At 63.1% G+C, this 26,221-nt stretch carries 21 protein-coding genes and 1 pseudogene; 12 read left to right on the top strand and 10 right to left on the bottom strand.

Annotated features, from left to right (window positions below):
• Window positions 1-38 precede the first annotated feature (38 nt).
• A pseudogene (locus CJ028_RS21565) lies at window positions 39-227 on the bottom strand (transposase); the annotation flags it as partial.
• Between the two features lie 417 nt (window positions 228-644).
• Between CJ028_RS21565 and CJ028_RS18520 the strand changes: the two are divergent.
• The 3 genes from CJ028_RS18520 (at window position 645) to CJ028_RS18505 (ending at window position 5,464) form a co-directional block, all read left to right on the top strand.
• Entirely contained in the window at window positions 645-2,648 is a 2,004-nt protein-coding gene (locus tag CJ028_RS18520; protein ID WP_161499026.1) for a (d)CMP kinase, read from the top strand.
• The gene (gene ptsP / locus CJ028_RS18515) at window positions 2,645-3,907 is read left to right on the top strand and encodes a phosphoenolpyruvate--protein phosphotransferase (RefSeq protein WP_240607464.1); all 1,263 of its coding nucleotides are present in this window, start codon (window positions 2,645-2,647) and stop codon (window positions 3,905-3,907) included. The genes CJ028_RS18520 and ptsP overlap by 4 nt, the downstream gene beginning before the upstream one ends.
• Before the next feature lie 102 nt (window positions 3,908-4,009).
• Window positions 4,010-5,464: a hypothetical protein gene (locus CJ028_RS18505; RefSeq protein WP_129590543.1), complete on the top strand. Its 1,455-nt coding sequence runs from the start codon at window positions 4,010-4,012 to the stop codon at window positions 5,462-5,464.
• A 252-nt stretch (window positions 5,465-5,716) separates the two neighbouring features.
• On the opposite strand, the gene CJ028_RS18500 is transcribed toward CJ028_RS18505, so the two are convergent.
• The 3 genes from CJ028_RS18500 to CJ028_RS20730 form a co-directional block, all read right to left on the bottom strand.
• Window positions 5,717-6,700, bottom strand: coding sequence for a hypothetical protein (locus CJ028_RS18500; protein ID WP_129590542.1), 984 nt, complete (start codon window positions 6,698-6,700; stop codon window positions 5,717-5,719).
• A gap of 202 nt (window positions 6,701-6,902) precedes the next feature.
• Window positions 6,903-8,057, bottom strand: a complete 1,155-nt coding sequence (locus tag CJ028_RS18495; protein ID WP_105036656.1) for an FAD-dependent oxidoreductase — start codon at window positions 8,055-8,057, stop codon at window positions 6,903-6,905.
• Entirely contained in the window at window positions 8,041-8,433 is a 393-nt protein-coding gene (locus CJ028_RS20730) for a hypothetical protein (protein ID WP_148666446.1), read from the bottom strand. Before CJ028_RS20730 ends, CJ028_RS18495 begins: the two co-directional genes overlap by 17 nt.
• Before the next feature lie 840 nt (window positions 8,434-9,273).
• Between CJ028_RS20730 and CJ028_RS18480 the strand changes: the two genes are divergently transcribed.
• Together CJ028_RS18480 and CJ028_RS18475 are read left to right on the top strand one after the other, a co-directional pair.
• Entirely contained in the window at window positions 9,274-9,987 is a 714-nt protein-coding gene (locus CJ028_RS18480) for a M50 family metallopeptidase (protein ID WP_105036654.1), read from the top strand.
• Between the two features lie 36 nt (window positions 9,988-10,023).
• Complete coding sequence (locus tag CJ028_RS18475) at window positions 10,024-10,677, top strand: SDR family oxidoreductase (RefSeq protein ID WP_105036653.1); 654 nt, start codon at window positions 10,024-10,026, stop codon at window positions 10,675-10,677.
• 28 nt (window positions 10,678-10,705) lie between these two features.
• On the opposite strand, the gene CJ028_RS18470 is transcribed toward CJ028_RS18475, so the two are convergent.
• Both CJ028_RS18470 and CJ028_RS18465 read right to left on the bottom strand, forming a co-directional pair.
• Window positions 10,706-11,278 carry a hypothetical protein gene (locus CJ028_RS18470; RefSeq protein ID WP_105036652.1) on the bottom strand — a complete coding sequence of 191 codons (573 nt, stop codon included), beginning with the start codon at window positions 11,276-11,278 and terminating at the stop codon, window positions 10,706-10,708.
• Between the two features lie 88 nt (window positions 11,279-11,366).
• The gene (locus CJ028_RS18465; protein ID WP_105036651.1) at window positions 11,367-12,098 is read right to left on the bottom strand and encodes a YqjF family protein; all 732 of its coding nucleotides are present in this window, start codon (window positions 12,096-12,098) and stop codon (window positions 11,367-11,369) included.
• A 191-nt stretch (window positions 12,099-12,289) separates the two neighbouring features.
• Between CJ028_RS18465 and CJ028_RS18460 the strand changes: the two genes are divergently transcribed.
• Entirely contained in the window at window positions 12,290-13,471 is a 1,182-nt protein-coding gene (locus CJ028_RS18460) for a MarP family serine protease (RefSeq protein ID WP_105036650.1), read from the top strand.
• A gap of 123 nt (window positions 13,472-13,594) precedes the next feature.
• Here CJ028_RS18460 and CJ028_RS18455 read toward each other — a convergent pair whose 3' ends face one another.
• Together CJ028_RS18455 and zapE are read right to left on the bottom strand one after the other, a co-directional pair.
• A complete protein-coding gene (locus CJ028_RS18455; RefSeq protein WP_105036649.1) occupies window positions 13,595-14,818 on the bottom strand; it encodes an ammonium transporter in 1,224 nt (407 codons plus the stop codon).
• A gap of 157 nt (window positions 14,819-14,975) precedes the next feature.
• Window positions 14,976-16,028, bottom strand: a complete 1,053-nt coding sequence (gene zapE, locus CJ028_RS18450; RefSeq protein WP_105036648.1) for a cell division protein ZapE — start codon at window positions 16,026-16,028, stop codon at window positions 14,976-14,978.
• Window positions 16,029-16,162: 134 nt separating this feature from the next.
• Here zapE and CJ028_RS18445 point away from each other — a divergent pair, with 134 nt between their 5' ends.
• Both CJ028_RS18445 and CJ028_RS18440 read left to right on the top strand, forming a co-directional pair.
• Entirely contained in the window at window positions 16,163-17,068 is a 906-nt protein-coding gene (locus CJ028_RS18445; protein ID WP_105036647.1) for a sulfurtransferase, read from the top strand.
• Window positions 17,065-17,493, top strand: coding sequence for a SufE family protein (locus CJ028_RS18440; RefSeq protein ID WP_105036646.1), 429 nt, complete (start codon window positions 17,065-17,067; stop codon window positions 17,491-17,493). Before CJ028_RS18445 ends, CJ028_RS18440 begins: the two co-directional genes overlap by 4 nt.
• Before the next feature lie 7 nt (window positions 17,494-17,500).
• On the opposite strand, the gene CJ028_RS18435 is transcribed toward CJ028_RS18440, so the two are convergent.
• Window positions 17,501-18,736 carry an alpha/beta hydrolase family protein gene (locus CJ028_RS18435; RefSeq protein WP_105036645.1) on the bottom strand — a complete coding sequence of 412 codons (1,236 nt, stop codon included), beginning with the start codon at window positions 18,734-18,736 and terminating at the stop codon, window positions 17,501-17,503.
• 64 nt (window positions 18,737-18,800) lie between these two features.
• Here CJ028_RS18435 and CJ028_RS18430 point away from each other — a divergent pair, with 64 nt between their 5' ends.
• The 4 genes from CJ028_RS18430 (at window position 18,801) to CJ028_RS18415 (ending at window position 24,085) form a co-directional block, all read left to right on the top strand.
• Window positions 18,801-19,391, top strand: coding sequence for a DUF3000 domain-containing protein (locus CJ028_RS18430; RefSeq protein WP_105036644.1), 591 nt, complete (start codon window positions 18,801-18,803; stop codon window positions 19,389-19,391).
• A complete protein-coding gene (locus tag CJ028_RS18425) occupies window positions 19,384-20,607 on the top strand; it encodes an HRDC domain-containing protein (protein WP_105036643.1) in 1,224 nt (407 codons plus the stop codon). Before CJ028_RS18430 ends, CJ028_RS18425 begins: the two co-directional genes overlap by 8 nt.
• A 110-nt stretch (window positions 20,608-20,717) precedes the next feature.
• Complete coding sequence (locus tag CJ028_RS18420; RefSeq protein WP_105036642.1) at window positions 20,718-21,923, top strand: thiolase family protein; 1,206 nt, start codon at window positions 20,718-20,720, stop codon at window positions 21,921-21,923.
• Window positions 21,920-24,085, top strand: coding sequence for a 3-hydroxyacyl-CoA dehydrogenase NAD-binding domain-containing protein (locus tag CJ028_RS18415; RefSeq protein ID WP_105036641.1), 2,166 nt, complete (start codon window positions 21,920-21,922; stop codon window positions 24,083-24,085). Before CJ028_RS18420 ends, CJ028_RS18415 begins: the two co-directional genes overlap by 4 nt.
• A gap of 137 nt (window positions 24,086-24,222) precedes the next feature.
• Here the strand turns inward: CJ028_RS18415 and dxs are convergent, their stop codons facing one another.
• Window positions 24,223-26,172, bottom strand: coding sequence for a 1-deoxy-D-xylulose-5-phosphate synthase (dxs, locus tag CJ028_RS18410; protein WP_105036640.1), 1,950 nt, complete (start codon window positions 26,170-26,172; stop codon window positions 24,223-24,225).
• Between the last annotated feature and the right edge of the window lie 49 nt (window positions 26,173-26,221).

The following is a 26,221-nucleotide window of genomic DNA, read 5'->3' as shown; positions in this document are numbered from 1 at the left end:
CGCGTTCCGTGGTGAATGCGGCCCGCTGAGGTTGATGTTCATGCCGCGCGGCGGGCGGCGCTGGCGAGCAGGATACGGGTGCGGTAGTTGGTCTCGTTTCGAAAGCTCCGGTCGGTGCGTTTCAGCTGCTTGATCGAGGTGTTCGCGGCCTCGGTGCGGGCTTTGGTGACGCCGGCGACGATGAGGACTTCGATCTGTTCCCACCAGTCGCTGACCATCTCGAAGAGGCGCGTGGCCTCGGCATGTCAGCGGCGAGCACGGCCATGCCGAGGCGCATCTTGGCCTCGTGGGCGGCCTCGAGGCTGCCGGCCTTGAGCAGCATGCGGAGGTGTACCTTCACGCCCCAGGCGGCGCCGAGTTCTCCGGTCGCATCGTCGTGGTGGAACACCCGGTTCAGCCGGGCCCAGGCCCGCTGACTGAGGGTGTCGGCGCCGCGCAGCAGCAGCAGCCGGTTCGCCCACGACGCATCCCTGCGCCGGCCGCATCGTCCCTTGGCGTCGCGGGTGACGCGCTGCCGCACGGCGGACCAGGTGCGCCGAGCCGACGACATCGCCAGCATAGCTGCCAGCCTAGACCGACGCTACCCCTAAGATCGGTAGCATACTCACAAACATGCGCGCGAAACCGTCCTTCTGGGGAGTTCCTTGCTGATTACAATCGATGGCACAAATGGCCAGGGAAAATCCACCGCCGGACAGATGCTCGCCGATCGACTCGGCATATCCTTTTTCTCCACCGGGTTGGTGATCCGATTTCTGGCGCAGGCATACCAGCAGTTGGCGGATCGCGGCGTCAGCCACGAAGAAATCATGCCGTCGCTCTATGCTCGCGTCTCCTCTGACACGATTCTACACCTGCAGAACCGAGACAATGCCGACTTGTATGACGATGGGTTAGTGAAATATTTCGCGTCGATCACCGGTGATGGCGAGATGTTAAATCATGTGAACACTGCATTGGACGACTACCGTCGAGGCCGGGCCCTTGTCATGGACGGCCGCAACCTTTTTGAGATCTTCCCCGACGCAGAATTCAAGTTCTATTTCGAATCCACGTCCGAGAGGCGAGCCGAGATACTCCAGCTCTCGAAGAGCATCACGAGATCCGAGGCTCTCGCGCGACAGCGGTTGAGGGATGACCAAGAGCGAACCTTCACTGTTCCGCGCGGAGAACTGATCGTGCTGGATCCTCTGTCACGTACTCTGGACGACCTCATCGATACCATGCACCAGAGAGTCGCAGACGGAGCGAGTGAAACAACTCTCTTCGAACTCCTAGACTCCGCGGATGCAGAGATGAAGGCGAATGAGGACGCGTTCTTCGACCTGTGGAATAGGTCGATACGCACGAACCTTCGTTGCAGCGACTCGTTCAGAATTCAGGATCACGTCAGCAAATACGGCGGCTTTCGGCTCGGACTGGCCGAGGTCGACCAGCTTGCACCGGCGCTGCGGGACTTCTTCGGGCGCCGCGGCCACGTGGAGGGCGGCACCGTCTGGCTGCGCGGATATACCTACTACGAATGCGATCCGCAAATGCACAAAAAGCGGAGCGACCCGACTGAATTCGCCCTGTGGCAAAACTTCTGCAGCCGCTGGGGGGCCTATTCTGAGCCAGCCTTCGCGTGCGACGGAGAGCCGTGGAGGTCGAACGCCGTGGACTGGATCGGCATGCTCTCGTACCTAGAGTACGTATTCAACGATCTGACGACCATGCTTTGGTTCGTGTACTCGAATGAGTCGGGAATGGACGGCATACCCGGCAGACCGCAGATCGCACCCACAATCGAGGCCTGTGTAAGCGAAATCGCCGAAATGATAGCGAGTCTGTTGCTGTTTCGATTCCCCGCATCGACAGACAGCTTTCAGCAGAGGATCGCCGATGTCGTGCTCAACCAGACCATCTCGGCGTTCATCGACGAATCGCTGCGTATCTCCCAGCTTGCGCCCGGAAGCGTTCGTGCCGTCCGCGAGGGCGATTCGTTGGCGGTGCTCTTTGCCGCTTACACGACAAAGTTGGCCGCTTTCGGCGAAAGTCTCGAACCGAAGCGTGTCCTTATTCTGAGCAACGCGTTCGGGGCCTTGAACTTGGGTGTGATATTCCAGAGTTTGGCCTCCGATCGGTTGCAGGTTGAACATCTCAATGTGCAGTACTCCCAACATCGGGCCAATGGCCCGGACTTGGGGGAAAGATCAGGAATCGTCCGGGCATTCGGCGGAGGGTCCGTGGCGCGGGTGGTCGACGATTATCGTGACGGGTGCGTGATCGTCGTCGATGACTGCATCTTCACGGGGAAGAGCTTCCATGAGATTAGAGACATTTTCGACCCCAGCACCGAGGTATTGTCATTGCCCTTGATGCTTGATACTCAATCGCTCAAATACTATGAGCGCGAGACGAGGGATCCCCAGAAAACATTTAGGACCGCGTCGGTCGCCGTCATGAGGGCTCGCGAGCTGGGTGACCGATTCCCTGTTTTCCAGGCGTTTTGGGACTGGAGCAGTCAGGCGCCCACTGCCGCACAAAATGAGGCATCGGAGTTCGACGAAGTCATGGCGGGTGGCGACATCCTGCTCAGGACGTTGTGGTCGAGATTCAGGCAGCAGATACTCGTATCACCAGTGAAGGAAAGCCAGCAGTGGGCATGATCGCCGCCCGCGGAGCTTCGTTGAACGAGGGCATCAGGTTCGGCCGAATCTTCTACTATTCCGAAGAAATGGGGCACGCGGCGTTCGACGCCATCAAGGAACCCACTATCGTCGTGGCGATCGATCTCACGCCGAGAGATACCCTCCGGTTCGGCAGGCTCAACGTCGTCGGCCTGGTTGTGAAGAACGCGGGACCCAGCTCGCATACCGCCATCCTGTCTCGGACAATGGGTTTGCCGGCTCTGAGCAGCGAGGATGTGAGCGCGCAGTGGCACGGTATGCCTGGCATCATCGATGGCCGCGGCGAGTTGATTGTCGATCCCGACGAGCCGGCGCGGTTAGGGTACGCGCTCAGGGCGGATGAATTCGATGCTCGACAACGAGAGTTGGCGAGCGTGTCCCGCGGCCTGTCGGCGGTGACCAAGTCGGGCAAATCTATTCTGATCTACGCCAACATCAATGCTGCTTCCGATGTGGAGAACGCCGTCGCGAATGGTGCCGCAGGGATCGGGAATTTCAAGACGGAATTTATGTTCATGGAGGCGTCGGAATTACCCGGGGAGGAGGAGCAGTTTCAGGTCTACAAGTCCATGGCGTCGCGACTAGGCAAGGGCAAGTTCGTCATTCGGACTCTCGACATCGGCGCAGACAAGACCCCAAGCTATCTTCACCTCGAGCCGGAGGAGAATCCCGCGCTAGGGTATCGCGCAATCCGGATTTCCCTGGATCGCCTTGACATCTTCGTGCCTCAAATTCGGGCGATATTGCGAGCCAGCGCCTTTGCGGACGTGGCCATCATGTATCCCATGATCGTGTCGGTCGATGAGGTAATCCGCATCAAGGAGATCGTCGGAAAGGTGATGGAGGACCTGACTGGGGAAGGTGTTCCGTTCAACAGGGATATAGAGCAAGGGATCATGATCGAGACACCTGCCGCGGTGCTCATCAGCGACGACCTCGCGACACTCGTCGACTTCTTCAGTATCGGAACCAATGATCTGACCCAGTACATGCTCGCCATCGATCGGACGAACGCAAAGCTTGCGGACCGGTACGGGCCGTACCATCCGGCGATACTTCATTCGATCAAGCTGGTAGTGGAGAATGCCCGCAATGCCGGAACTTGGGTGTCGATCAGCGGCGAACTTGCTGCGGATGAAGCGCTCACCAGCACGTTCCTGGAGTATGGGGTCGACGCGCTGACGGTCTCGCCGTCGAAGATTCCGCAGCTGAAAGTGGCGGTGAGCAATATTGACTGATCGCTTGCAGAGTGGAGCTACGTTCGGCGATTCTGACGTGCCCCATGGTTTGGTTACCCGAAGTGGTCTGTTTGACCACTACTTCACGAAAGGCCAGTAGTCATGGAAGACCCGGGTGCCCTCGACCAACACAAGCGGCTCTACAACCTGGTGCGCCATCGTGTCCTGAGACCCGGCCTCTATGGAAAACAAGACGGTATGGTCGTCTTCGATCCGATCAGCGTGGAGGACTATGAGGATCGCATAGGGAGTAACGAAATGGAGCCACTCGCGTTTCATACCTGGTCCATGCGGAGAGGGATCTTCACTGTTGGGCGTGATGGCCAACTCGTCAACTATAAGGGCGTGGACTGTAGAGCCGTCGCCGATGACGTGAAGACGTGCGACATCTCCAGCGTTCTCGGCAGGACCCAGAAACGACATGAAATTGTGGTCACGTATTTTGAGCATGGTTCGTATCAGGGGCACAAGAAGAACCCTCAAATACGCGTGCGGGGTGCCTCGCAGCTACATGACCTAATCGGCGAACACGACAAGCTCGCGAAATACTACGGAAATTCCGTGCTTAAAATCCCGCCGATCGTGGACATCCAGGCATTTCCGGAGGAGTTCTGTCTGAGGTACAACCTGCCTCTTCATTCAGAGGTATCTGAAGAGTTTCTCACTGGCCTGAGGGCAAGTGATGAGGATGATATGCGCAGCGGCAACTACGGAAAACTAAGGATACCCGGCCTGGTGAGGATGCAGGAAATGGGGGTACCCTATTCAACGAGATTTCAGAAATGGGCGGAGTACTTTTCAACGCTCCCGCCCAAGGAGTCGTCGACCCTCTTGGATATCTCAGGTTTTCAGGCGGCCGTACTTGAAGAAGATAGGCGTTACAGCCTAGGGGCAGCGTTTGGTCAAGCCACAAGGATATTGGAAAATCCTTTTAGGATATCGGACTTGGCCCATTACGTCGACACGAGAGACGCAAGCAGCGTGAAGCTGATTCTCGATTATTCACGACCCAATGGTAACGACAGCTACCTGCTCTCTTATGCCACCACCATGGGGAGAAATGCTGCCGGTCTCATGAATGAGCACTTGGCGAATCATCTTTGGTCACATAGACAGGACTTCGGCCTATCGGGAGAGATGTGCGATGAAGCTATCAACGACGTCACCCGGAATCTAACGAGAGACGACCGAATACCTGTTGGGGGCCTGAGGGCGAAGGAGTTGGCGAGCACTATCATGACCGACAAGGTCAAGTTCTACTCCCAGGTCTATTTGCTCGCCTCGAACATGAAAGTAATTGAAGATGCCTGCAGGCTAGTGGGAAACGAAGTACCTGACAGATACGACGACGCATTTATCAGTCAGTTCCTTGCTTTGTTGCAGAACAGAAAGGCTACCATCGCGACAGTCCTCTCATGGGGTGACCGACTCTTCGGAGAGTCAGGCGGGCTGCCACAGTATCTCGGTGTGAGAGCGCAAAACACGATGAGAGGATTTGAGCAGTATGTTTCCGACTTCGCGGGGAGGCTGAGGACCATGGGATCGGGGTGGCGCTAACACGGCGACCTTAGGTCGGCTCGTCAGTCAGTCCATGTCGCTAATCGTTCTGTTAGGTTAAAGGACTTTCGACGGCGAGACCGCCGCCTTGGCCGGCAGCGGTCGGCGCCGCTCACCGCGACATGATCCTCGTCCACGATCCGACCGCACGAGGCCCTGTCATGGAACCGCCCACTGAAGGTCCAACTCGGCCTCGCAGACCCGCGCATCCCCGAGGCAAAAGGGTCCCATCTACTTGACACGGTACACATTTCAGGACGCAGCGGAATATTCTTCACTCTCGAACACGAAGTCATACATGTCGAGCGGGCTACACCCGGAGTCGCCCGATTCGAAATAGATTTCGGTCCCAGGTCGTACGTGGCAGTACCAGCAGTTGACGGTGCAACGAATTTCCCTGGTCCAGTGGAACCAACTCGACGTGCAGACCGTCATCTGCCCGTCTGGTCCCTTCATCTGCATGTACTGATGCGGATCGGTCCAATTGTCGAGCACGTGGGATGACAGAGCGATCAGCTTTGCGAATGAGACATCGCCCTTGGTCACGACGCCGCTCTTCTTGAAGCCCTCGAGCTTCACGTACCCATCGACGAGATCGAAGTCGAACCCCAGCGCTTCCAAGACGTCCAAATTGCTCGGATCCGAGTTCTCGAACGTGCTATCAACTTTTCCAGTCACGATCGCCACCATGGACGAGCACCTCGGGGCATCGTTGATGCCCATTTTCGCGCAGAGCGCTTTGATGTCCGCTTTCAGACCGTCGTAGTTGTACTTTTTACCAGCGACTTCATTGGGGTCGAGATATCCGCCGTGCTTCAGGTACCTGTTTCCTTGGGCAGCCATTTCGATGATGGGAGTGAGGACCTCCATGGAGTCGTTCATGCCCGGAATCAACGGTCGGAGGTTCAACACGGTCTTCGGAAACTTCTCGCACACCCGGAGGTAGTTGTCGAATCGAGCTTGAAGCGGCACTTTACTCTCGCCGAGACCGGTCACTCCGCACATGATCCAGATGTTCGAATTGACGGAACTCAACACGTCGATCTGTTCGTCCTTGAGGATGGACTTCGTCGACACCTCGATCTCGCCTTGATAGCCCTGTTCCGTGAGATAGGTGACCTTTTGCAGCGTGTCCGGCCATTGGTCGCGTTGGAACGGATCGCCAAATGATGTGTTGATTGTGACGGGCAAGTTCGCTAGCACCTGCCGCGCGCGGTTCTTAAGGTCGTTCTTCACAATGGTCTTCTCCCAAGACATAGGTGAATATCCGTGGTACTGCGAATGTGGGGTGCTTTTGTGGGTGCGCGCCTTAGCCTACTGCGCTGAGAGACTCTGGTATTAGCCAGTCGCGGGGATTCAGCTGGAACGGGGCGAACCACCTGCTCGACTCATCGATCCCGAGCTGCCCCGTCGGCGTCCAGTTGCCCACTCGACAGGATCAGACCGCGGCCGACCGGAACGGTGCGATGCCCGTCGGGGTGGTCATAGCGGCGCGCAGGCGGTTGCGCCCGAAATCGGCCGATGCCCCGAGCGCCCCCAGAAACGTCGTGCGAACCGACTCGGGGAGATCATTCAACTGCGCCACCCCCGTCGAGAAGTTCTGCGTGTACTCGATCAGCGGCCGCTCGGTCTCCTCCCAGAGCCGAAGCCGATCCGGGATACCGCCCCCGCCGACGGTGACGGCGTGCGCGAGGCCGACGGCGTTCATCATCGCGCAACCGCCGCCTTGGCCGAGATAGGGAGGCTGCGCGTGCGCGGCATCGCCGAGCACCGCGACGCGGCCGGCTGACCATCGCTCGAGCGTGATGTGCTCGAACTCGGCCCAGTGGAGTTCATACCCATCGAGATGGGCGAAGAGCGCGGCCAGCTGGGGGAAGTCGTCAGTCCAGACCACCGGGTCGAGCCGGGGCGCCACGGAGGGGTGCCCCCTCGGCGATACGAGTGAGATGTACAGCGACGCGTCGCTGATCGGCGTCCACAGCACGAAGCGCCGTCCGGCCATCCATTCGATGTATTTCGGCTCGTCGGCGTCGGGGAGAAGTCCCGGAGTCCGCGGGATCAGGGCGCGGGTGCCCATCTGCCCCAGGCCGACCCGGGACTTCGTCAGCGCGAGCCCGTCACGGATGCGCGAGTTGACCCCGTCGGCGACGACGACGAGGTCCGCCGTCGCTTCCGTCCCGTCTGCGAACGACACCGAGCCGTCCGGGTGGGCGGAGACGCCTTCCATGTCCGTTCGCACGTCGACGCCGAGGTCCCGGCACGCTCTCGCGAGTGCGTCGATCAGCCGACTCCGCGTCGCGGTGAGCACCGTGGTCGGCTTGCCGCGGCCGGTCTGGACCGTGGCCATGACCTCGTCGGCGGCGTTCCGCGTCTCGATCGCCGGACCGTAGTGGGCGCCTTCGATCGCCTCGTCGAGGACGCCGAGGTCGGCGAGCACCGCGAGCCCGTTGCTCCACAGGTAGATGCCGGAGCCATGCGCCCGCAGCGTCGACTCGCGTTCATAGAGCGTGACGCTCCACCCCCGCTTCGCGAGCGACGCCGCCGCCGTCAGGCCGCCGATGCCGCCGCCGACGATACTAACCGAGCCGAGCATGTCCGACCCCGGAGAGCGAGATGATCGACGCTGCCGCCTCGGCCGGGCTCTCGAGCGTGAGGAAGTGCGTCTTGCTCGGGATGTGGATCGGCTGGAACCCGGGGTGCCGGGCCAAGCGCGCCTCCTGGAAGGCCCGGTAGGCCGGTAACCGGATCATTGGTGTCATCGCGGTTATGACGACAGCGTCCAGATTCTTACGTGGATTCTCCAAAGTCATAGTCACGACCGGGTCACCATCGAGATCGACAATTTCAATCAAAAATCGCAGAGGAGCTTTTCTCGTTAATTTCGGTCGCCGCAGGGCAGCAGCAGCAGCAGCAGCAGCAGCAGCAATACGCCCTCCAGCGGCGACGGTCGGACCAATTATTCCATCCATGTACAGATCGTACTGAGCATTACGCGCGTCGACCAATCTATGAGGAGAAGTCGCTGTAGGGTCTCAGCGTGGGCCAAGGGCTCTGACGCATCAAGGATCGCACTTTCGTTTGCCAGCACCAGCTACAACCCGTCGAACTTGAACTCTTCGACACGACGAGCCGAATGATGGGCTGAGCGATAGGTGGGCGCCGCGGCTGTGCTTAAGCGATCTCTGAGTATGTGGCGGACCGAGATATGCCCAAATGTTTTCGCACCCGGCCCACGTCGTCCGACCACACGACCAATCAAGTCGACAGCATTCCGCTTGGTCGGGCATACGGCTACATCGCCGCAAGCCGGGCTGCTGCGAAAGAAAAAGCGCACAAAAAGCGCAGTATTTTGTGAACCCCACTGAAGAGCACTGACTTAGGCTGATCTAAAACCGCGGAATCATGCGGAAGTGCTCACACTTACGGGGGTCATTTCTGGTAGCGCGCTTCCTTCACACGGAAGAGGTCGTGGGTTCAAGTCCCGCATCGCCCACAGGTAAAACTCCCGGCCACCGGGGTTTTTTTTAGCGGAACTTTATTTGGCGTCAGCATCTGAGCCCGAATGATCGTCGGCCCTCAGCTCCAGGGTTCACGTCCCGAGTCGTTGGCAGCACCGGGTTCCTGGTTCGCTTTCGTCGCGCTGCCCTCAGAGATGACGTTGGACGTGACTATTTCCGGCTGAGGGCTGTGCCGGCATCGGTGGTCGGTGCAAGCACCACTTCATACGTGCGCCCAGACCATCCGTGGCCCCCGCTCGGTAACATTGATGCTGATCGCCTCTCGCGGTCGGGGCACCTACTCTGGGACGCATGGACGTGCTTCTCGATATCTGGCTCCGCATGACGACACCGCATGCCGCGCTGGAGCCCCTCACGGCGTGGCTGACCCTGGCAGCGGCCACCGTGATCGTTCTGTTTCCGCCGGTCTGGCGCCTGGCCCGACACGCCATCACGATTGTGCACGAAGGCGGGCACGGGGTCGTCGCCGTGCTCTGCGGGCGGCGACTGGGCGGCATCCGCTTACATTCGGACACCTCAGGCCTCACCGTGAGCCGCGGGCGTCCCAGTGGCCCGGGCATGATCTTCACACTGCTGGCCGGCTACCCGGCCGCCGCGCTGCTCGGCCTCGGCGCCGCCTGGCTGCTCAGCCAAGGGTACGACGTGGGACTGCTCTGGGCGTTGCTGGCCGCGCTGGCCCTGCTGCTCGTGCAGATTCGCAACTGGTTCGGTCTGTGGTCGGTCGCCGTCACCGGCGCGATCGTCTTTCTCGTGTCGTGGTTTGGCTCTCCAGAGGTGCAGGGTGTGTTCGCCCTCCTGGTCACAGCGTTTCTGCTGTTCGGTGCGCTGCGTACGTCCCTCGAGCTGCAGCAATCTCGCTCGCGGCGGGCGGGCTCCTCGTCGGACGCCGACCAATTGGCCCGGCTGACGCACATTCCCGGCATTTTCTGGGTCGGAGTCTTTCTCGCTGTGCAAGTGATCTGTGTTGCACTGAGCGCTCGGCTGCTCGGCTTCGTCCAAATCTGAGTACCACACGACGACAATCGTGGCAGTGTTGAACACATGACAAAAATTGCGATCATCGGAGGGCACGGAAAAGTTGCTCTCCACCTGGCCCGCCTGCTCACGGCTGCCGGCGATGAGGTCAGCTCCCTCATCCGCAACCCCGACCAGGCCGCCGACGTCTCGGCGACCGGCGCCACACCGTTAGTAGCGGATGTTGAGAACCTGTCCACCGACCAGCTCACGACCGTACTGGCCGGCCACGACGCCATCATCTGGTCCGCGGGAGCTGGCGGGGGAAGCGCGGAGCGCACCTACGCGGTCGACCGGGATGCAGCCATCCGCTCGATCTACGCCGCAGCTGAGGCTGGCATCTACCGCTACGTGATGGTGTCCTACAAGGGATCGCGCGCCGATCACGGAGCCTCACCAGACGACGGCATGTTCGCCTACTACGAGGCCAAGGCAGCCGCCGACGACTACCTGCGGGCAACCTCGCTGAACTGGACCATCCTCGGACCGAGTGCGCTGACCCTCGACTCCGCCAGCGGCTCCATCAACGTGGGTTCCGACTCAGCGGGCGGAAACACCTCACGCGAAAATGTGGCGCTCGTCGCCGCCGCCGTGCTGGCAAGCGACAACACCATTGGCAAGTTCATCGAGTTCACGGACGGCGACGTTTCCATCGGCGAGGCCATCGCCGCCATCCGCTAACCGCTTTCGGGGAATCGGGTCTGCGAGATCAGAACCCGAAGTCTCCGCCGAAATCACCTCCGAAGTCGCCACCGGAATCGCCGCCGGCATCCGCGTTCGGATCGCTCGCCGAGTCGGCGTTGGTTTCGGTGTTGGCACCGGCGTCTGTACCGCCGCCGTCCATCGGCATGAAGGCGCTCACCAGCGCTGAGCCGATAACGAAACCGGCCACCGTGCCCAGGAGCGAACCACCGACCATGCTGCCGAAGCCCGTGCCGTTCTGGTTGCCGAACGATCGGGTGAGCGTGCCTGGCTCTCCGAGCTCGGCCCTCGTCGCGGCCTGGGCCAGGTTGGCCGGTGCGGCATCCGCTGGACGCTCACTCGGTTCGAGATTTTCGGTGAGCTGGCGAAAGAGAATATCGCGCTGCTCCTCGGTGAGCTTGGCGAACGCCTCAGCGTGCACCTTCTCGATCGTCTCCGGCGGTGCGGTGCGCAACAAGTATTGGTAGCGCTCAACGGCGATCTCGTCGTCGCTGCGCGCCGGAACGTTGTTTGGCTGGTTCGACCGGTCGCCGGTCGGTGACTGCTCCTTGCGGCCGAGCAGAAAGTCAAGAAATCCCATGCTGCTTACTCCCTCTGTCATCTGGATGTTGCTGTCATCTGATCGTTGACCGTATTTTTTCAGAACTTTCTGAGTGCCGCGCGCCGAGTCAGTTGCCCCGGCCGAACCACGTCGTCACGCCCGGCGAGTACAGCACGGAGTCGGGAGATCGATCGGCCAGACCGACGAAACCGGCGGCGGCCAGCAGGGTGTCGTCGATGCTCACCAGTGCTGCAGGGTATAACGGCCACGGCTCATGATGGTTGCGCAGGTGCACGGTGCGACCACGGATGCTCGTGAACAACGCCCAGCGCGCGGTCAGAAAGTCTGCCAGCGAATCATCCACTACCGCGACCGAATCCGGCCTGGCCACGACCTCGGTGTGCGCGCTGCAGTCACCGTGGCGCGTCGAGGTGTACCGATATTCGCCGGAAGCGACCGAGAGGTGCGTGCGCGACCAGATGTAGGGCAGCGAGAACAGCGCGCGGGCGGCGAGCACGGCCGCCAGACGACTGGCCTCCAGTGACACGAACACCACACCGCGACGCCCACGGGCATCAATGGCATAGAGGCGCACGTTCACCTCGACGAAGGTGCCGAAGTACGGGATCGGCGGGCTTCCGAGAATCGTCGCGCGATCGAGCACGAACGGGATCAGGCCCACCCAGCTCGATCCGTCATGCTCGTCGGGAACCAGACCGCTCGGCAGGAACGGCGCGACCAGCGCTGCATCCACTCGCCAATGCAGGAAGACCAGGTGCGACCAGCGTTGGCTCGCCACGGCCCGACCGGCCAGGGGCGGCGCGATCGCTGAGATGGGAAAGGACTCTGGCTGAGTCATCGCTCTCCTTTCGACGCGGCGAGGATCATCGCTTCACGATACGTCAGTTCTGCGTCGGTGCGCGCCTGAAAATCGGCCGGGAGTGCAGGCGGGTTGGGGCCTGCGCTCAGCAATCGCGGAGGCGGCCTGTGTAAGCATGAAACAGACGCAATCGTCGCCAAACACGTGAATCACACAATCAAGGGAGACGGATGCCGGGCTCGACGGTTCTCGACCTCTTTCTGATTCTGGTCTTGTTTGTTGCCCTCGTTAACGGCTACCGGAGCGGACTGCTGCAGAGCCTCACCGGAATCGTCGGAGCGGTGCTCGGTGGGATTGCCGCTTTCTTCGTGGTTCCGCTCGTCGGCGGTTGGATTCCCGCCCCGGAATGGCGAACCCCTGGCACCATAGCGGTGGCCGTTCTGCTCGTGCTCATCGGCCACTCTCTCGGCGCGTCGGCCGGAGGCATGGTCGGACGCCGAAAAAAGCGTTCGCCCCTCGGCACGATCAATCGGGTGCTGGGTGCTGCCTTCGCTGCCGTCGCCTCAGCCCTGGTCGCGTCGATGGTGGCGTTCAGCATCGGCGCCCTCGGCATTCCCTTCCTCTCCCCCGCCATCTCCTCTTCAACGGTCGTCTCCGGGATTGACTCGCTCACCCCCGACCCAGTCAAGGCACTCATGGCCGAGCTGCGCTCGGTAGCCGTGCAGCAGGGGCTGCCGCGCATCGTCGACGCGTTCACCGGCCCGACACCGGATGCCGCCGAGGCCGATACCAGCAGCCCGGCGCTGGCCGTGGCCGCGCAGTCGGTCGTGCGCATCACCGGAACGGCCTATGCCTGCGGGCAAAGCCAGTCCGGCAGCGGCTTCGTGGTCGCTGATGGCCGCGTCATCACCAACGCGCACGTGGTCGCCGGAGTGGGCCAGCCCGTCGTGGAAACCCCAGCGGGCGAATCGATGGCCGGGGAGATCGTCTATTTCGACCCGGTCGACGACCTCGCCGTGATTTCGGTGCCTGGGCTCGGCGCTGCACCGCTCACCGTCGGCACCAATCTCGCTGCCGGCAACGGCGCCGTCGCCGACGGGTATCCCTTCGGCGGACCGTATGTCTCCGACCCGGCGCAGGTCATCTCGATCGGCACCATCAGTGTCGCTGACATTTATGGCCAGGATCCGACGCCCCGCCAGGTGTACACCGTGGCCTCAGACGTGCAGCAGGGTGAATCGGGCGGACCGCTGCTCAGCGAATCCGGTCAGGTCGTTGGCGCTATTTTTGCCAAGGCATCCAACACCGAGAATGTCGGCTATGCCCTCGCGCTCGAAGAGGTTCAGCCGGTCATTAGCCAGGCGCCCAGCCTGAGCGCCCCGGTGTCCTCCGGAACCTGCGTTCGCGGCTGAGCCGCGACATCCGCTCACCGGCAGAGCGGCAGCAGCAGCCTGCACAGAAAAGGGGCGGTACAGAGCGGGATTTCACCCGTACTCTGTACCGCCCCGGTGCCCGAGAGTCGGGGAAGTCAGACGCTAGACACGCTCGAGGGCGTAGCCCTCTTCGCCGTGCACGCTGGTGTCGATTCCGGCCAGTTCGTCTTCGTTCTTGATGCGGAAGCCGATGGTCTTCTCGATGGCGAATCCGAGGAGGTAGGCCACGACGAACGAATAGACGAAAACGGAGAAGGCCGCGATGGCCTGGACGGTGAGCTGGCCGAGGTCTCCGCCTCCGGTGAAGAGGCCGGTGCCGATGGCGAAGAAGCCTAGGTACAGGGTTCCGATGACGCCACCGACGAGGTGGATTCCGACGACGTCAAGCGAGTCGTCGAAGCCGAGCTTGAACTTGAGCTCAACGGCGAGGGCACAGACGGCGCCGGCAACGGCACCGAGCAACAGCGCCCAGCCGGGCTCGAGGTTGGCGCAGGCCGGCGTGATGGCAACGAGGCCGGCGACCGCGCCGGATGCGGCGCCGACCGAGGTGGCCTTGCCGTCCTTGAACTTCTCGACCAGCATCCAGCCGAGGATGGCCGCTGCCGTGGCACCGAGGGTGTTGACGACGATGATGCCGACATTGGCGAGGCCGTTCAGCCATTCGGCCCCGGCATTGAAGCCGAACCAGCCGAACCAGAGAATTGAAGCACCGATGAGCACGAGCGGCACATTGTGCGGCTTGGTGATGCCCTTCTGGAAGCCGACGCGCTTGCCGAGCACCAGGGCCAGGGCCAGGGCTGCGGCGCCAGCGTTGATGTGCACCGCTGTGCCTCCGGCGTAGTCGATGACACCCGGGAGGCCCAGCGTTTCGCCGAGGTTCATGATCCAGCCACCGCCCCAGACCCAGGCCGCAACAGGGAAGTAGACGAGGGTTGCCCAGATGCCCGCGAAGATCATCCACGAGCCGAACTTAGCCCTATCTGCAACGGCGCCGCTGATGAGGGCGACGGTGATGATGGCAAAGGTAGCGCCGTAGGTTGCGCCGAGAAGATCGGTGCTGCCGGTCTCCCCCATTGCCATTGCGCCCAGACCGAAGTCAGAGAACGGATTTCCGGAGAACGCAGTCACGCTGCCGGCCACGCTCATGTTGTAGCCGTACAGAATCCAGAGGACGCTGATGAGGCCCAGTGCACCAAAGCTCATCATCATCATGCTGATGACGCTTTTGGCCTTGACCAGTCCGCCATAGAAGAAGGCGACGCCTGGTGTCATGAACAACACGAGTGCGGTGGCGGTCAGCCCCCATGCAATGCTTCCGGTTTCCATAGAATTGTCCTCACGCGTCTCAAATGTGCAGGGCGTAGCGCGAGGCGAGCCACCTCGGATACGAGTCAAGTATCTGAGGTGACTGTTACAACAAACCTTCCGACGTGTTTCGTGCCGGTTACGAGCCTTGACGAATTGTTAACGCCAGATTTCGTGGTCAGTCGGTGTGCGGCGGCAGCTCCCCCGTCGTGAGGGCGACCATGCGCGACTGGGAGCGCTGGTATTTCTTGCGGTACCCTCCGGCCATCATCTCGTCGTCGAATACCTCGTTGAGTGGGCGCCCACTGGCGACGATGGGAATTTCAGCGTCGTAGACCCGGTCGATGAACGCCACCAGCCGCAGGGCGTCCGACTGGTCGGTCAACAGAAAAACGCCGCGCAGGGCGATCACCTCAACGTCGCGAATGACCTTGACGTACTTCGACGGATGCACGGTGCCGAGGTGCCGAATCAGGGATCCGAAGTCGTCTTCGGTGACCTTGGAACCGCGCCCGAGCAGCGTGTTGACCAGGTGTTCACGTGCCTCGGGCTCCACCGCCACTGCCTGACCGGTGACATTGCGGCGACGATAGTCGAGGCCGTCAATGCGCAGGGTCTCGAAGTTGGCACTCATGGCCGAGATCTCGCGCAGAAAGTCCTGGGCCGCGAATCGGCCCTCGCCGAGCGAGTTGGGTGGGGTGTTCGACGTGGCGGCGACGCGTGTGCCAGTGGCAACGAGTTCGCCGAGCAACCGGGTCATCACCATGGTGTCGCCCGGATCGTCGAGCTCGAACTCGTCGATGCAGATCAGCTTCGCGCTGCGCAGCTCTTTGATGGTCTCCTGGTAGCCGAGCGCTCCGACCAGGGCGGTGTATTCGATGAAGGTGCCGAAATACTTGGGGCCGGTCGCCGCATGCCACAGCGCGGCCAGCAGGTGGGTCTTGCCGACGCCGAACCCGCCGTCGAGGTAGATGCCGGGCAGATCATCCTTGGCCTGGCGGCGGCGCGAGAAGAACCCAGCCGGCCGGGGGTTGACGAATTCCTGCAGCTTTTCAACGGCCGCGACCTGCGACGGGTAATCATGATCGGGCCGGTAGTTCTCGAACGAGGCGTGTTCAAACTGGGCAGGCGGCACCAGTTCGGCCACAATTTCCCGGCCCGTGATGCTGGGAGTGCGTTCGGCCAGTTGCGGAACCGTGTGGTGTGCCTTCTGGTGGGCCTCTGGTGCCATGAAAAACGCCCGTTCTCGATCTGCTGCTGCGAATGCGCTGGATGCCGGCACCGCGTAAGTTTAAGTGGTGGGCCAGACAAGCCTAATCCGCGGTCAACCCGAATCCGTATGCACCCGGTCCACCTGGAGGTTTTATGTCTGCCCCGTTCGACCCGACCGAGAAGTTTGCCGACTACGCCCACCCCTCCAAACTGGTTTCGACCGAATGGCTGGCCGAACACGGCAGTGACGCCGGACTGGTCGTCGTGGAGTCCGACGAAGACGTTTTGCTCTACGAAGTGGGGCATATCCCTGGCGCGGTGAAGATCGACTGGCACACCGACCTGAACGACAAGGTCAACCGCGACTACATCGAGGGTGCTGCGTTCGCCGCGCTCATGACCAGCAAGGGCATCGCCCGCGACAGCACGGTCGTCATCTACGGCGACAAGAGCAACTGGTGGGCGGCGTATGCCCTCTGGGTGTTCACCCTGTTCGGCCACGACGATGTTCGCCTGCTCGACGGCGGACGCACCAAATGGCTTGCCGAGGGCCGCGAGATCACAACGACGGCCTCCCCCGTCACCCCCACGGATTACCCCGTCATCGCGCGTAATGACGCCCCGATTCGTGCTTTCCAAGCGGATGTTCTCGCTCACTTTGGCCACCCGCTCATCGACGTGCGCTCCGACGAGGAGTACAGCGGCGCCCGCACGACGATGCCCGCTTATCCCGAGGAGGGTGCGCTGCGTGGCGGCCACATTCCCTCAGCCGCCTCGGTACCATGGGCCCGCGCCGCGGACACCGACTCAACCTTTCGCACTCGCACTGAACTCGACACCATCTACCGGGGCGAAGCCGGCCTGGCCGACGGCGACGACGTGATCGCCTATTGCCGCATCGGTGAGCGCTCGAGCCACACCTGGTTCGTGCTGACCCATTTGCTCGGCTTTGACAACGTGCGCAACTACGACGGATCCTGGACCGAGTGGGGCAACGCCGTGGCCGTGCCGATCGCCGTCGGCAGCGCGCCAGGAACCGCACCGGCGCCGCGTCGATGAGCACGGACCTGCTGAATGAGATTCGCGAAGACTTTCTCGCGCTCGAGCAGAAGGATCGATTGCTCCTGTTGCTGGAGTTCGCCAACGAGCTGCCGGAGCTTCCGCAGAAATTTCAGGACCACCCCGACCTGCTGGAGCGCGTCGTTGAATGCCAGTCGCCGGTATTCATCTTCGTCGAAGTGGATGCTGACGGCGCGTTTCACCTGCACGCGAGCGCTCCACGTGAGTCTCCGACCACTCGCGGGTTCGCGTCCATCCTGGCCCAGGGCCTGGACGGCCTGAGCGCCGAGCAGGTGCTGGCGGTTCCCGACGATTACCCCCAGTCGATCGGTCTGACCGAGGCCGTGTCGCCGCTGCGCCTGCGCGGCATGAGCGCCATGCTCGGCCGGGCCAAACGCCAGCTGAGGGAACGCCTCGCCGCCTAGTTGTCGGCTACTTGGGGTTTGGCAGGGTGGCCAGCCAGGCCGCGATCTCGGCGTTCCACCGATCGGGATCGTAGTTCCACAGTTTGGTGTGCCGGGCTTCGCTGAATGCCACGAAGGTCACCGTGTCCGGTCGGAGCTTAGCCAGCCGCCGCGACCCGGTGACCGGCACGAAGCCGTCGTCGTCACTGTGCAGCAGCAGAATGGGCCGGTGCAGGTCGCATGCCCTGGCCACGAAGTCGAGCCGCTTGAAATCGATCGGCTCGGCCTGACCGGTGAGCCACCTGGCCCAGTGTGCACCCATGGCTGCGACAGCGCCTCGCGCAATCAGCGTCGGCAACCGGCGGTCAATCGCCTGGGCTCTGACGACGTCGGCCCAGTCGATCACGGGAGATTCCAACACCACCCCGGTGATCAGGTGCGGGTGCGCACTGCGGGTCAGGGTCTGCAGCACCACGGCGCCGCCCATCGACCAGCCCATCAGCACGATGCTGGTCGCCCCCTGTGCGGCGGCGAAGTCGACTGCAGCATCCACGTCAGGCCATTCGGTGTCGCCGAGGCCGTAGCGTCCGTCGGCGCTGGCCGGGGCGTCGCCATCGTTCCGATAGGAGACGAGTAACGACGTGTAGCCGGCCGCACGAAACACCGGCACCGCCCGCAGGGCCTCCTCGCGACGCACCGCCCGGCCGTGCACCTGGATCACCCACCGCTTCGCCGGACCAGCGGATGCTGCGCTTTCAGCTGGTGCACCGGCATCCGCCGGAATGAGCCAGGCGGGGGCCGGTCCGACCGGAGTGGGCACGGTGACCTCGGTCCAGTCGAATCCCAGATCGGCGGGGCTCTGATAGAGCCAGCCGCTGAACCGGCCCCGGCGGGTGGCCTTGAGGTCGCCGTAGTCGACAGCGAGGATGCGCCTTGTGACCGTGGTGGCCGTGCGCGCGATGATCTCGCCGACCCGAGCATGGCCGGTGCCGCCGCTGAAGAAGAAGCTGTAGTCGCCCGGCAGCACAGAATCGCGGTGGCGTTGCAGCGTGATCGTTGCGCTCGGCAGGTCGACCGCAACGACCCTGGTGTCGTCGCCGCGCGCTAGGGGCGGGGTGACGATGGTCTTCGCCATGACGGCAGAGAGCACAGCGGCGGCGCTCACGACAGCCACCGCGGAACCAGCGACGACGACGCCGGTGACGCCGAGAATCGCTGACAGAACATGGCTGTGACGCCCGTTTGGCGGCTGTAGGTCTTGCATGCGCACCTCCGACTGGTCGGCGTGCCTCACGGACAACACCCAGAAAAAACTCTAGTCTGCAGACGTGCCCGAAACAGATCAATCGCTCCCCGCGGAGTTTGCCGCGGCGTTGACCGCGATTCGTCGCGCCACGAGCCGGGCCGAATTAGTCGTCACCGAAATTGCAGCGCCCGCCCAGCTCGCCCCGTATTCGATCGCACTGGCTGCCAATATCCAGCCGGTGCGGCACGGCAGCGACTCCGACCTCGGAACCGGCCGGTTCATCCTGCTTTACGACCCGGAGGAACCCGAAGGCTGGAACGGAGCCTTCCGCGTGGTCTGTTTCGCGCAGGCGCCGCTTGAAGTTGAGATCGGCCTCGACCCGTTTTTGGCCGAGGTCACCTGGGCCTGGCTCGTCGACGCCCTGGACTCCCGCAAGGCCAAGTACACCGCGGCCTCCGGAACGGCGACTAAAATAATCTCGTCAGGCTTTGGCGAACTCGCCAAACAAGGGGATGGCGCGCAGATTGAGCTGCGCGCGTCGTGGACACCCCTGGATCACAATCTCACCGCCCACGTCGAGGGCTGGGGCGAGCTGCTCTGCATGCTCGCCGGCCTCCCTCCCGCTGGGGAAGGAGTCAGCATGTTGTCAGCACGCCGAGCAGCCCGTGGCTGAATCGCAATCCAAGCAGAGCACCGTCCAACACCAGGTCGTTGACACCCGCGAGGCCTACCTCGCTGCCACCGCTGCCTTGGCCGCCGGTAACGGGCCGGTCGGGGTCGACGCTGAGCGGGCATCCGGTTTCACTTACTCGCAGCGCGCGTACCTGATTCAGATTTATCGCCGCGGCGCCGGCACGTTTCTGTTCGACCCGCCGCCGATCGGCGATTTCAGCGAACTGAACGAGGCGCTGGCCGACGAGGAGTGGATTCTGCACGCCGCGAGTCAGGACCTCGCCTGCCTGCGCGAGGTCGGACTCGACCCGGCCCACATCTTCGACACTGAGCTCGCCGCGCGGCTGCTCGGCATTCCGCGGGTCGGCCTGGGCACCGTGGTGGAAGAGCTGCTCGGCATCCACCTCGCCAAGGAACATTCAGCCGCGAACTGGTCCACCCGGCCCCTGCCCGAATCCTGGCTGGTCTACGCCGCCCTCGACGTTGAGCTGCTGCCCGACCTGCGCGACCGCATGGTGGAGCTGCTGATCGAATCCGACAAGACCGACATCGCCGACCAGGAATTCGCAGCAACCCTGGCCAAGGAAGCCAAGGCCGCCCGCGTGGACCCGTGGCGGCGACTGTCCGGACTGCATTCCCTGCGCAGCCAGCGCAACCTCGCCGTCGCCCGGGAACTCTGGTTGGCCCGCGACGAATTCGCACGCGACGTGGACGTGTCCCCCGGTCGCCTCGTGCCCGACGCCTCACTACTCGCGGCTGCCCGGGTACTCCCGGCGACGAGGCAAGCGCTCTTTGACCTTCGCGAGTTCAACGGACGGGCGAGCCGCAATGAGCTCGACCGTTGGTGGGCTGCCATTCAGCGCGGCCGCGCCACGGCCGACCTGCCCGCGCTCAAGGCGAGCAACGACACCCTGCCGCCCCCTCGGGCGTGGGCCGACCGCAATCCCGACGCCGACGTGCGCTACAAAGCGGCACGCGCTGCACTGCAGACCGTCTCCGACGACGTCGACATTCCGCTTGAGAATCTGCTCACGCCCGACTTCCTGCGTCGAGTGGCGTGGTCGCCGCCTGAGCCGGTGGATGCGGCATCCGTTGGGCAAGCGTTGACCAATCTGGGAGCACGACGCTGGCAAGTTGACGTGACTGCACAATTAATAGCGGATGCTTTTGTAGAAGTTCCACAAACGGCCGACCCGGCCTCGGATCTGGAGTCGTAGAAACCGGCAAACGATTCGGGCGGCTATTTTTGCCACCCTAGGATCGGACCAGACCTTAAAGATGCGATGAGCACCAAGCGGATCTGTGTGAATCACCTACGGGAGGCATTGTGGCCGAGAGAGCAGAAGTCGTTTTTGTGGACGGAGTTCGAACCCCGTTCGGACGCGCCGGCGAAAAGGGCATGTATTGGAACACCCGAGCCGACGACCTCGTGGTCAAGGCGATTATCGGGCTGATGGAACGTAATCCCGGCGTCCCGCCGGAACGGATCGACGATGTCGCGATCGCGGCCACGACCCAGACCGGCGACCAGGGTCTGACCCTGGGGCGCACGGCCGCCCTGCTGGCCGGCCTGCCGAAATCGGTTCCTGGTTTTGCCATTGACCGCATGTGCGCCGGGGCGATGACCGCCGTCACCATGATGGGATCGTCAATCGGTTTCGGTGCCTACGACCTCGCCATCGCCGGTGGCGTCGAGCATATGGGCCGCCACCCGATGGGGTTCGGGGCCGACCCGAACCCCCGGTTCCTCTCCGAGCGGCTGGTCAGCGAAGACGCCCTCAACATGGGCGCGACCGCCGAGCGCATTCACGACCGGTTCCCCTCATATACCAAGGAACGCTCCGACCGGTTTGCGCTGCGCAGCCAGCAGAAGGTCGCCGCAGCCTACGAAGCCGGAAACATTCAGCCCGACCTGATTCCCGTTGCCACGCGCAGCGAATCCGGCTGGGGCCTTGCGACCCGGGACGAGGCACCGCGCCCTGAGACCACCCTCGAGGGCCTCGCTGGCCTGCGCACGCCGTTCCGCTCGCATGGCCGCGTCACGGCCGGCAACGCGTCCGGCCTGAACGACGGCGCATCCGCTTGCCTGCTGGCGAGCGGCGCCACCGCTAAGGAACTCGGTCTCGGCGTGAAGATGACCATGACGAGCTTCGCCTTTGCCGGCGTTGAACCGGAGGTCATGGGCCTTGGCCCGGTGCCCTCCACCGAGAAGGCGCTGCGAAAGGCGGGGCTGTCGATCACCGACATCGGCCTGTTCGAGCTCAACGAAGCCTTCGCCGTGCAGGTCATCTCCTTTCTCGACCACTTCGGCATCGACGATGAAGACCCCCGCGTGAACGAGTACGGCGGCGCGATCGCGCTGGGGCATCCGCTCGCCTCCTCCGGCGTTCGCTTGATGAACCAGCTCGCGCACCAGTTCGAGTCGCACCCGGAGGTGCGCTATGGCCTCACTGCCATGTGCATCGGGCTCGGCCAGGGCGGCTCCGTGATTTGGGAAAACCCGCACTTCAACAAGAAGGCAGCCAAGCGATGACCAACTACGATTCCCTCGATTTCTCCTCGCTCGTCGCGATCTCGGCCGACGAGGTGGTTACGCATTCCTTTGTGCGCGATGTGCCGCTCTCGGCCGACCGCACCCTGGCCCTGCTCACCCTGGACAATGGGCGCGACCACACTCGGCCGAACACGCTCGGCCCGGTCACCCTGCTCGAATTCGCCGCGACGATGGATGAGCTAAAAGCTCGCGCCGGGCGCGGCGAGATTCACGGCGTGGCCGTCACCGGCAAGCCGTTCATTCTGGCTGCCGGCGCCGACCTCAGCAAGGTCGCCGACATTCCTTCGCTTGAGGCCGGCCAGCTTCTCAGCCAGCTCGGCCACCACGCCCTCGGCAAGCTCGACACGCTCGGCGTGCCCTCGTTCGTGTTCATCAACGGGCTCGCGCTCGGTGGCGGCCTCGAAATCGGCCTGAACGCGAGCTACCGCACCGTCGATGCCGCCGTGCCCGCGATCGCGCTACCCGAAGTATTTCTCGGCCTGATTCCGGGGTGGGGCGGCTCCTACCTGCTGCCCAACCTGATCGGCATCGAGAACGCCCTCAAGGTCATCATCGAGAACCCGCTCAAGAACAACCGCACCCTCACCGGAGCGGATGCACTCTCCCTCGGAATCGCGGATGTCATGTTCACGTCGGCGCGGTTCCTCGAAGATTCCATCAAGTGGGCCGACGGTGTCATCGCTGGCACGACGAAGGTGTCCCGCCCGAATGTGCCTGGCAAAATCGAGCGCCTCGTCAAGTGGGACGTCGCCGTCGGCATCGCTCGCAAGATGCTCGTGAACCGCATCGGCGAGGTCGCAAAGTCGCCGTACGTGGCGCTCGACCTGCTGCAGGCGGCCAAGAGCGGCACTCGCGCCGAGGGCTTCGAGCGTGAAGACGTCGCCCTCGCCGGCCTCATCGCCGGCGACCAGTTGCAGGCGAGCATCTACGCCTTCAACCTCGTGCAGAAGCGCGCCAAGCGCCCTGCCGGAGCACCGGACAAGAAACTGGCCCGGCCCATAACCAAGGTCGGCGTGATCGGTGCCGGCCTCATGGCCAGCCAGTTCGCCCTGCTCTTCGTTCGTCGGCTCAGGGTTCCAGTGGTCATCACCGACCTCGACCAGGCCCGCGTCGATAAGGGCGTGGCGTACATCCACGGCGAGATCGCGACCCTCGAGACCAGGGGCCGCATTTCAGCGGATGAAGCCAACCGGCTTCGCGCGCTGGTTACCGGCACCACCGACAAGTCGCTGTTCTCCGATGCCGACTGGGTGATCGAGGCCGTCTTCGAGGAACTCGGCGTGAAGCAGTCGGTGTTCGCTGAAATCGAGAAGTTCATCTCGCCCGAGGCCATTCTGGCCACGAACACTTCGTCGCTCTCGGTCGAACAGATCGGATCGAAGCTGGCGCACCCGGAGCGCCTGGTCGGATTCCACTTTTTCAACCCGGTGGCGGTCATGCCGCTGATCGAGGTGGTCAACACCCCGCAAACCAATGAGGTCACTCTCGCGACCGCGATGGTCATCGCCGGCAAGCTGCGGAAGTACGCGGTGATCACCAGGGACACCCCCGGCTTCGTCGTCAACCGGGTGCTGGCCAAGCTGCTCGGTGAAGCGATGCACGCCGTCGACACCGGAACCCCGTTCGAGGTCGTGGAGGCCGCTGTGGCGCCGTTCGGGCTCCCGATGACCCCGTTCGAGCTGCTCGAGCTCGTCGGTCTCACCGTGGGCGCTCACGTGCTCGACACACACCATGCCGCGTTCCCCGACCGGTTCTTCGAGAGCGACAACCTGCACAAGCTCGCCGAACACGGCAAGATCCTCGAGCGCGACGGCAAGGGCCGCCGCACCGGTTTCGACAAGGGCGCGCTGAAGATCGTCGCCGGCGGCACTACACCGATGACGGCCGAGCAGATTCTGCAGCGGGTCGAAGACGGTCTGGTCGATGAGATCAAGCGGATGCTCGACGACGACGTAGTACACGCGGCCGAGGACATCGACCTGTGCATGATCCTCGGCGCCGGCTGGCCATTCCAGATGGGCGGGATCACCCCGTATCTCGACCGGGTCGGCGCGAGCGAGCGCGTGTTCGGCGGCACGTTCCACACCCCGCCGATCCGCGGAATCGGTGCTACGGTCGGGGCGGCATCCGCTCACAGTTAGTGAGAACCGGGGCCGGTCATCGACTGGGCCCACCTTGCGTCCGCGGGCCCAGTTTATAAGCTGGGCCCGCGTTCGGGGCCCGGGCCCCGACCGTATTCGGGACGGGACTGGGCGGTCCGCATTCGGGAGGGTGGGGGCTAGTCGCGGCGGGTTACCCGGATGGCACCGGTATCGGTATGGCCTTCCGGCAGCGGCCGGGCATTCGGAATCTTGCTGCCGAGTACCATAGCTACGACGTCGCGGGCGATCGCCTGCGGGGTCAGCCCCACCCGGTCGAGAATCTGGGCTCGGGTGCCGTGGTCGAGGAACTGATCGGGTAGGCCCAGTTCGGTCACCGCCGTGTCGACGCCGGCCTCCCGCAGATCCTGACGGATTCGGGTGCCGATCCCGCCGACGCGAATGCCATCTTCGATCGTGACGACGATGCGGTGCGCTGCGGCGAGGGTGATGATGCTCCGCGGCACCGGAACGACCCAGCGCGGGTCGACGACCGTTGCGCCGATGCCCTGCGCTGCCAGCCGATCCGCAACATCCATCCCCATCTCGGCCATCGGACCGACCGTCACGATGAGAACGTCCTGCTGGGTGGCTTCCTGCAGCACGTCCACACCGTCGTCGAGGCGCCGGACGGCATCGAATTCGCGCCCCACCGTGCCCTTCGGGTTGCGCACCACAGTTGGTCCGTCGTCAACCGCGACAGCCTCAGTGAGTTCTTCACGCAGGCGAGCGGAATCGCGCGGCGCTGCCAGCCGGATATTGGGAACGACCTGGAGAATGGCGAGGTCCCACATGCCATGGTGGCTGGGACCGTCCGGTCCGGTGACCCCGGAGCGATCCAGCACGAAGGTGACGCCGGCTTTGTGCAGGGCCACATCCATCAGCACCTGGTCGAAAGCCCGATTGATGAACGTCGCGTACAGTGCAACGACCGGATGCAGTCCGCCGAAGGCTAGTCCGGCAGCACTGGTGACAGCGTGTTGTTCCGCGATTCCCACGTCGTGCACGCGGGACGGAAACCGCTCGGCCATCTTGTGCAGCCCGGTGGGCCGCAGCATGGCAGCGGTGATCGCGACGATTCGATCGTTCTCAATGGCCAAGCGCAGCAACTCATCAGCAAAGACCGAGGTATACGACTGTGCGCCGGGTTCTTCGACCGATTCCCCGGTCTCAGGGTCGATCTGTCCAACAGCGTGGAACTGGTCGGCCACGTCCTGCACGGCCGGGTCGTAGCCCTTGCCCTTTTGGGTGATGGCGTGCACAATAACCGGCGCACCGTAGCCCTTGGCCTGGGCCAGGGCCTCCTCCATCGCGTGCACGTCGTGGCCATCGATGGGCCCGATGTATTTGATGTCGAGGTTGGAATACAGAGCCTCGTTGTTGGTCACGCGGGCGAGGAACCCGTGCATGCCGCCGCGGACGCCGCGCCAAACAGCCCGTCCGGGCGCACCGAGGCGATCGAACACGTCCTTGCTGGTGAGGTAGGCATCCCGGTAGCTGGCGCGCGTGCGGATTGTGTTGAGAAAACGGGCCATGCCGCCGATGGTCGGTGCGTAGGAGCGCCCGTTGTCGTTGACCACGATGATGAGCTTGCGCGTGTTGTCGTCGCTGATGTTATTGAGCGCTTCCCAGGTCATTCCCCCGGTTAATGCTCCGTCGCCGACCACGGCCACAACGTGACGGTCGCTCTGACCGGTGATCTCAAACGCCCGGGAGATGCCGTCAGCCCAGGACAGCGAGCTGGAGGCGTGTGAACTCTCGACGATGTCGTGCTCGGACTCGGAGCGCTGCGGGTAGCCGGCCAGTCCGCCGAGCTGCCGGAGCTTGCTGAAGTCCTGCCGCCCGGTGAGCAGCTTGTGCACGTAGGACTGGTGCCCCGTGTCGAAGACGATCGCGTCGGTCGGCGACTGAAAGACCCGATGAATGGCGATGGTCAGTTCGACCACGCCAAGGTTTGGCCCGAGGTGCCCACCGGTTTTGGAGATCTCCCGCACCAGAAAAGCGCGAATCTCAGCGGCCAGCTGCGGCAATTGCTCTTTCGGGAGACCATCGAGGTCCCGGGGACCGTGGATCGTCTCCAGAAGGGTCATCCGTCTTCCTTTCACGTCGCGTGCTCACGACTGCTCATCAAAACCAAAC

The organism is Cryobacterium aureum (genome assembly GCF_002954245.1).
In the GTDB taxonomy this organism is placed as follows: Bacteria; Actinomycetota; Actinomycetes; order Actinomycetales; family Microbacteriaceae; genus Cryobacterium; species Cryobacterium aureum.
This window is presented reverse-complemented; position numbering and strand designations above follow the sequence as displayed.

What these genes read in the sequence shown, in the direction of transcription:
- CJ028_RS18495 (WP_105036656.1), bottom strand. Translation starts at nt 8,057, where the DNA reads ATGCTCGGCTCGGTTAGTATCGTCGGCGGCGGCATCGGCGGCCTGACG.
- CJ028_RS18460 (WP_105036650.1), top strand. Translation starts at nt 12,290, where the DNA reads ATGCCGGGCTCGACGGTTCTCGACCTCTTTCTGATTCTGGTCTTGTTT.
- CJ028_RS18475 (WP_105036653.1), top strand. Translation starts at nt 10,024, where the DNA reads ATGACAAAAATTGCGATCATCGGAGGGCACGGAAAAGTTGCTCTCCAC.
- ptsP (WP_240607464.1), top strand. Translation starts at nt 2,645, where the DNA reads ATGATCGCCGCCCGCGGAGCTTCGTTGAACGAGGGCATCAGGTTCGGC.
- CJ028_RS18440 (WP_105036646.1), top strand. Translation starts at nt 17,065, where the DNA reads ATGAGCACGGACCTGCTGAATGAGATTCGCGAAGACTTTCTCGCGCTC.
- CJ028_RS18435 (WP_105036645.1), bottom strand. Translation starts at nt 18,736, where the DNA reads ATGCAAGACCTACAGCCGCCAAACGGGCGTCACAGCCATGTTCTGTCA.
- CJ028_RS18470 (WP_105036652.1), bottom strand. Translation starts at nt 11,278, where the DNA reads ATGGGATTTCTTGACTTTCTGCTCGGCCGCAAGGAGCAGTCACCGACC.
- zapE (WP_105036648.1), bottom strand. Translation starts at nt 16,028, where the DNA reads ATGGCACCAGAGGCCCACCAGAAGGCACACCACACGGTTCCGCAACTG.
- CJ028_RS18415 (WP_105036641.1), top strand. Translation starts at nt 21,920, where the DNA reads ATGACCAACTACGATTCCCTCGATTTCTCCTCGCTCGTCGCGATCTCG.
- CJ028_RS20730 (WP_148666446.1), bottom strand. Translation starts at nt 8,433, where the DNA reads ATGGATGGAATAATTGGTCCGACCGTCGCCGCTGGAGGGCGTATTGCT.
- CJ028_RS18445 (WP_105036647.1), top strand. Translation starts at nt 16,163, where the DNA reads ATGTCTGCCCCGTTCGACCCGACCGAGAAGTTTGCCGACTACGCCCAC.
- CJ028_RS18480 (WP_105036654.1), top strand. Translation starts at nt 9,274, where the DNA reads ATGGACGTGCTTCTCGATATCTGGCTCCGCATGACGACACCGCATGCC.
- CJ028_RS18505 (WP_129590543.1), top strand. Translation starts at nt 4,010, where the DNA reads ATGGAAGACCCGGGTGCCCTCGACCAACACAAGCGGCTCTACAACCTG.
- CJ028_RS18465 (WP_105036651.1), bottom strand. Translation starts at nt 12,098, where the DNA reads ATGACTCAGCCAGAGTCCTTTCCCATCTCAGCGATCGCGCCGCCCCTG.
- CJ028_RS18455 (WP_105036649.1), bottom strand. Translation starts at nt 14,818, where the DNA reads ATGGAAACCGGAAGCATTGCATGGGGGCTGACCGCCACCGCACTCGTG.
- dxs (WP_105036640.1), bottom strand. Translation starts at nt 26,172, where the DNA reads ATGACCCTTCTGGAGACGATCCACGGTCCCCGGGACCTCGATGGTCTC.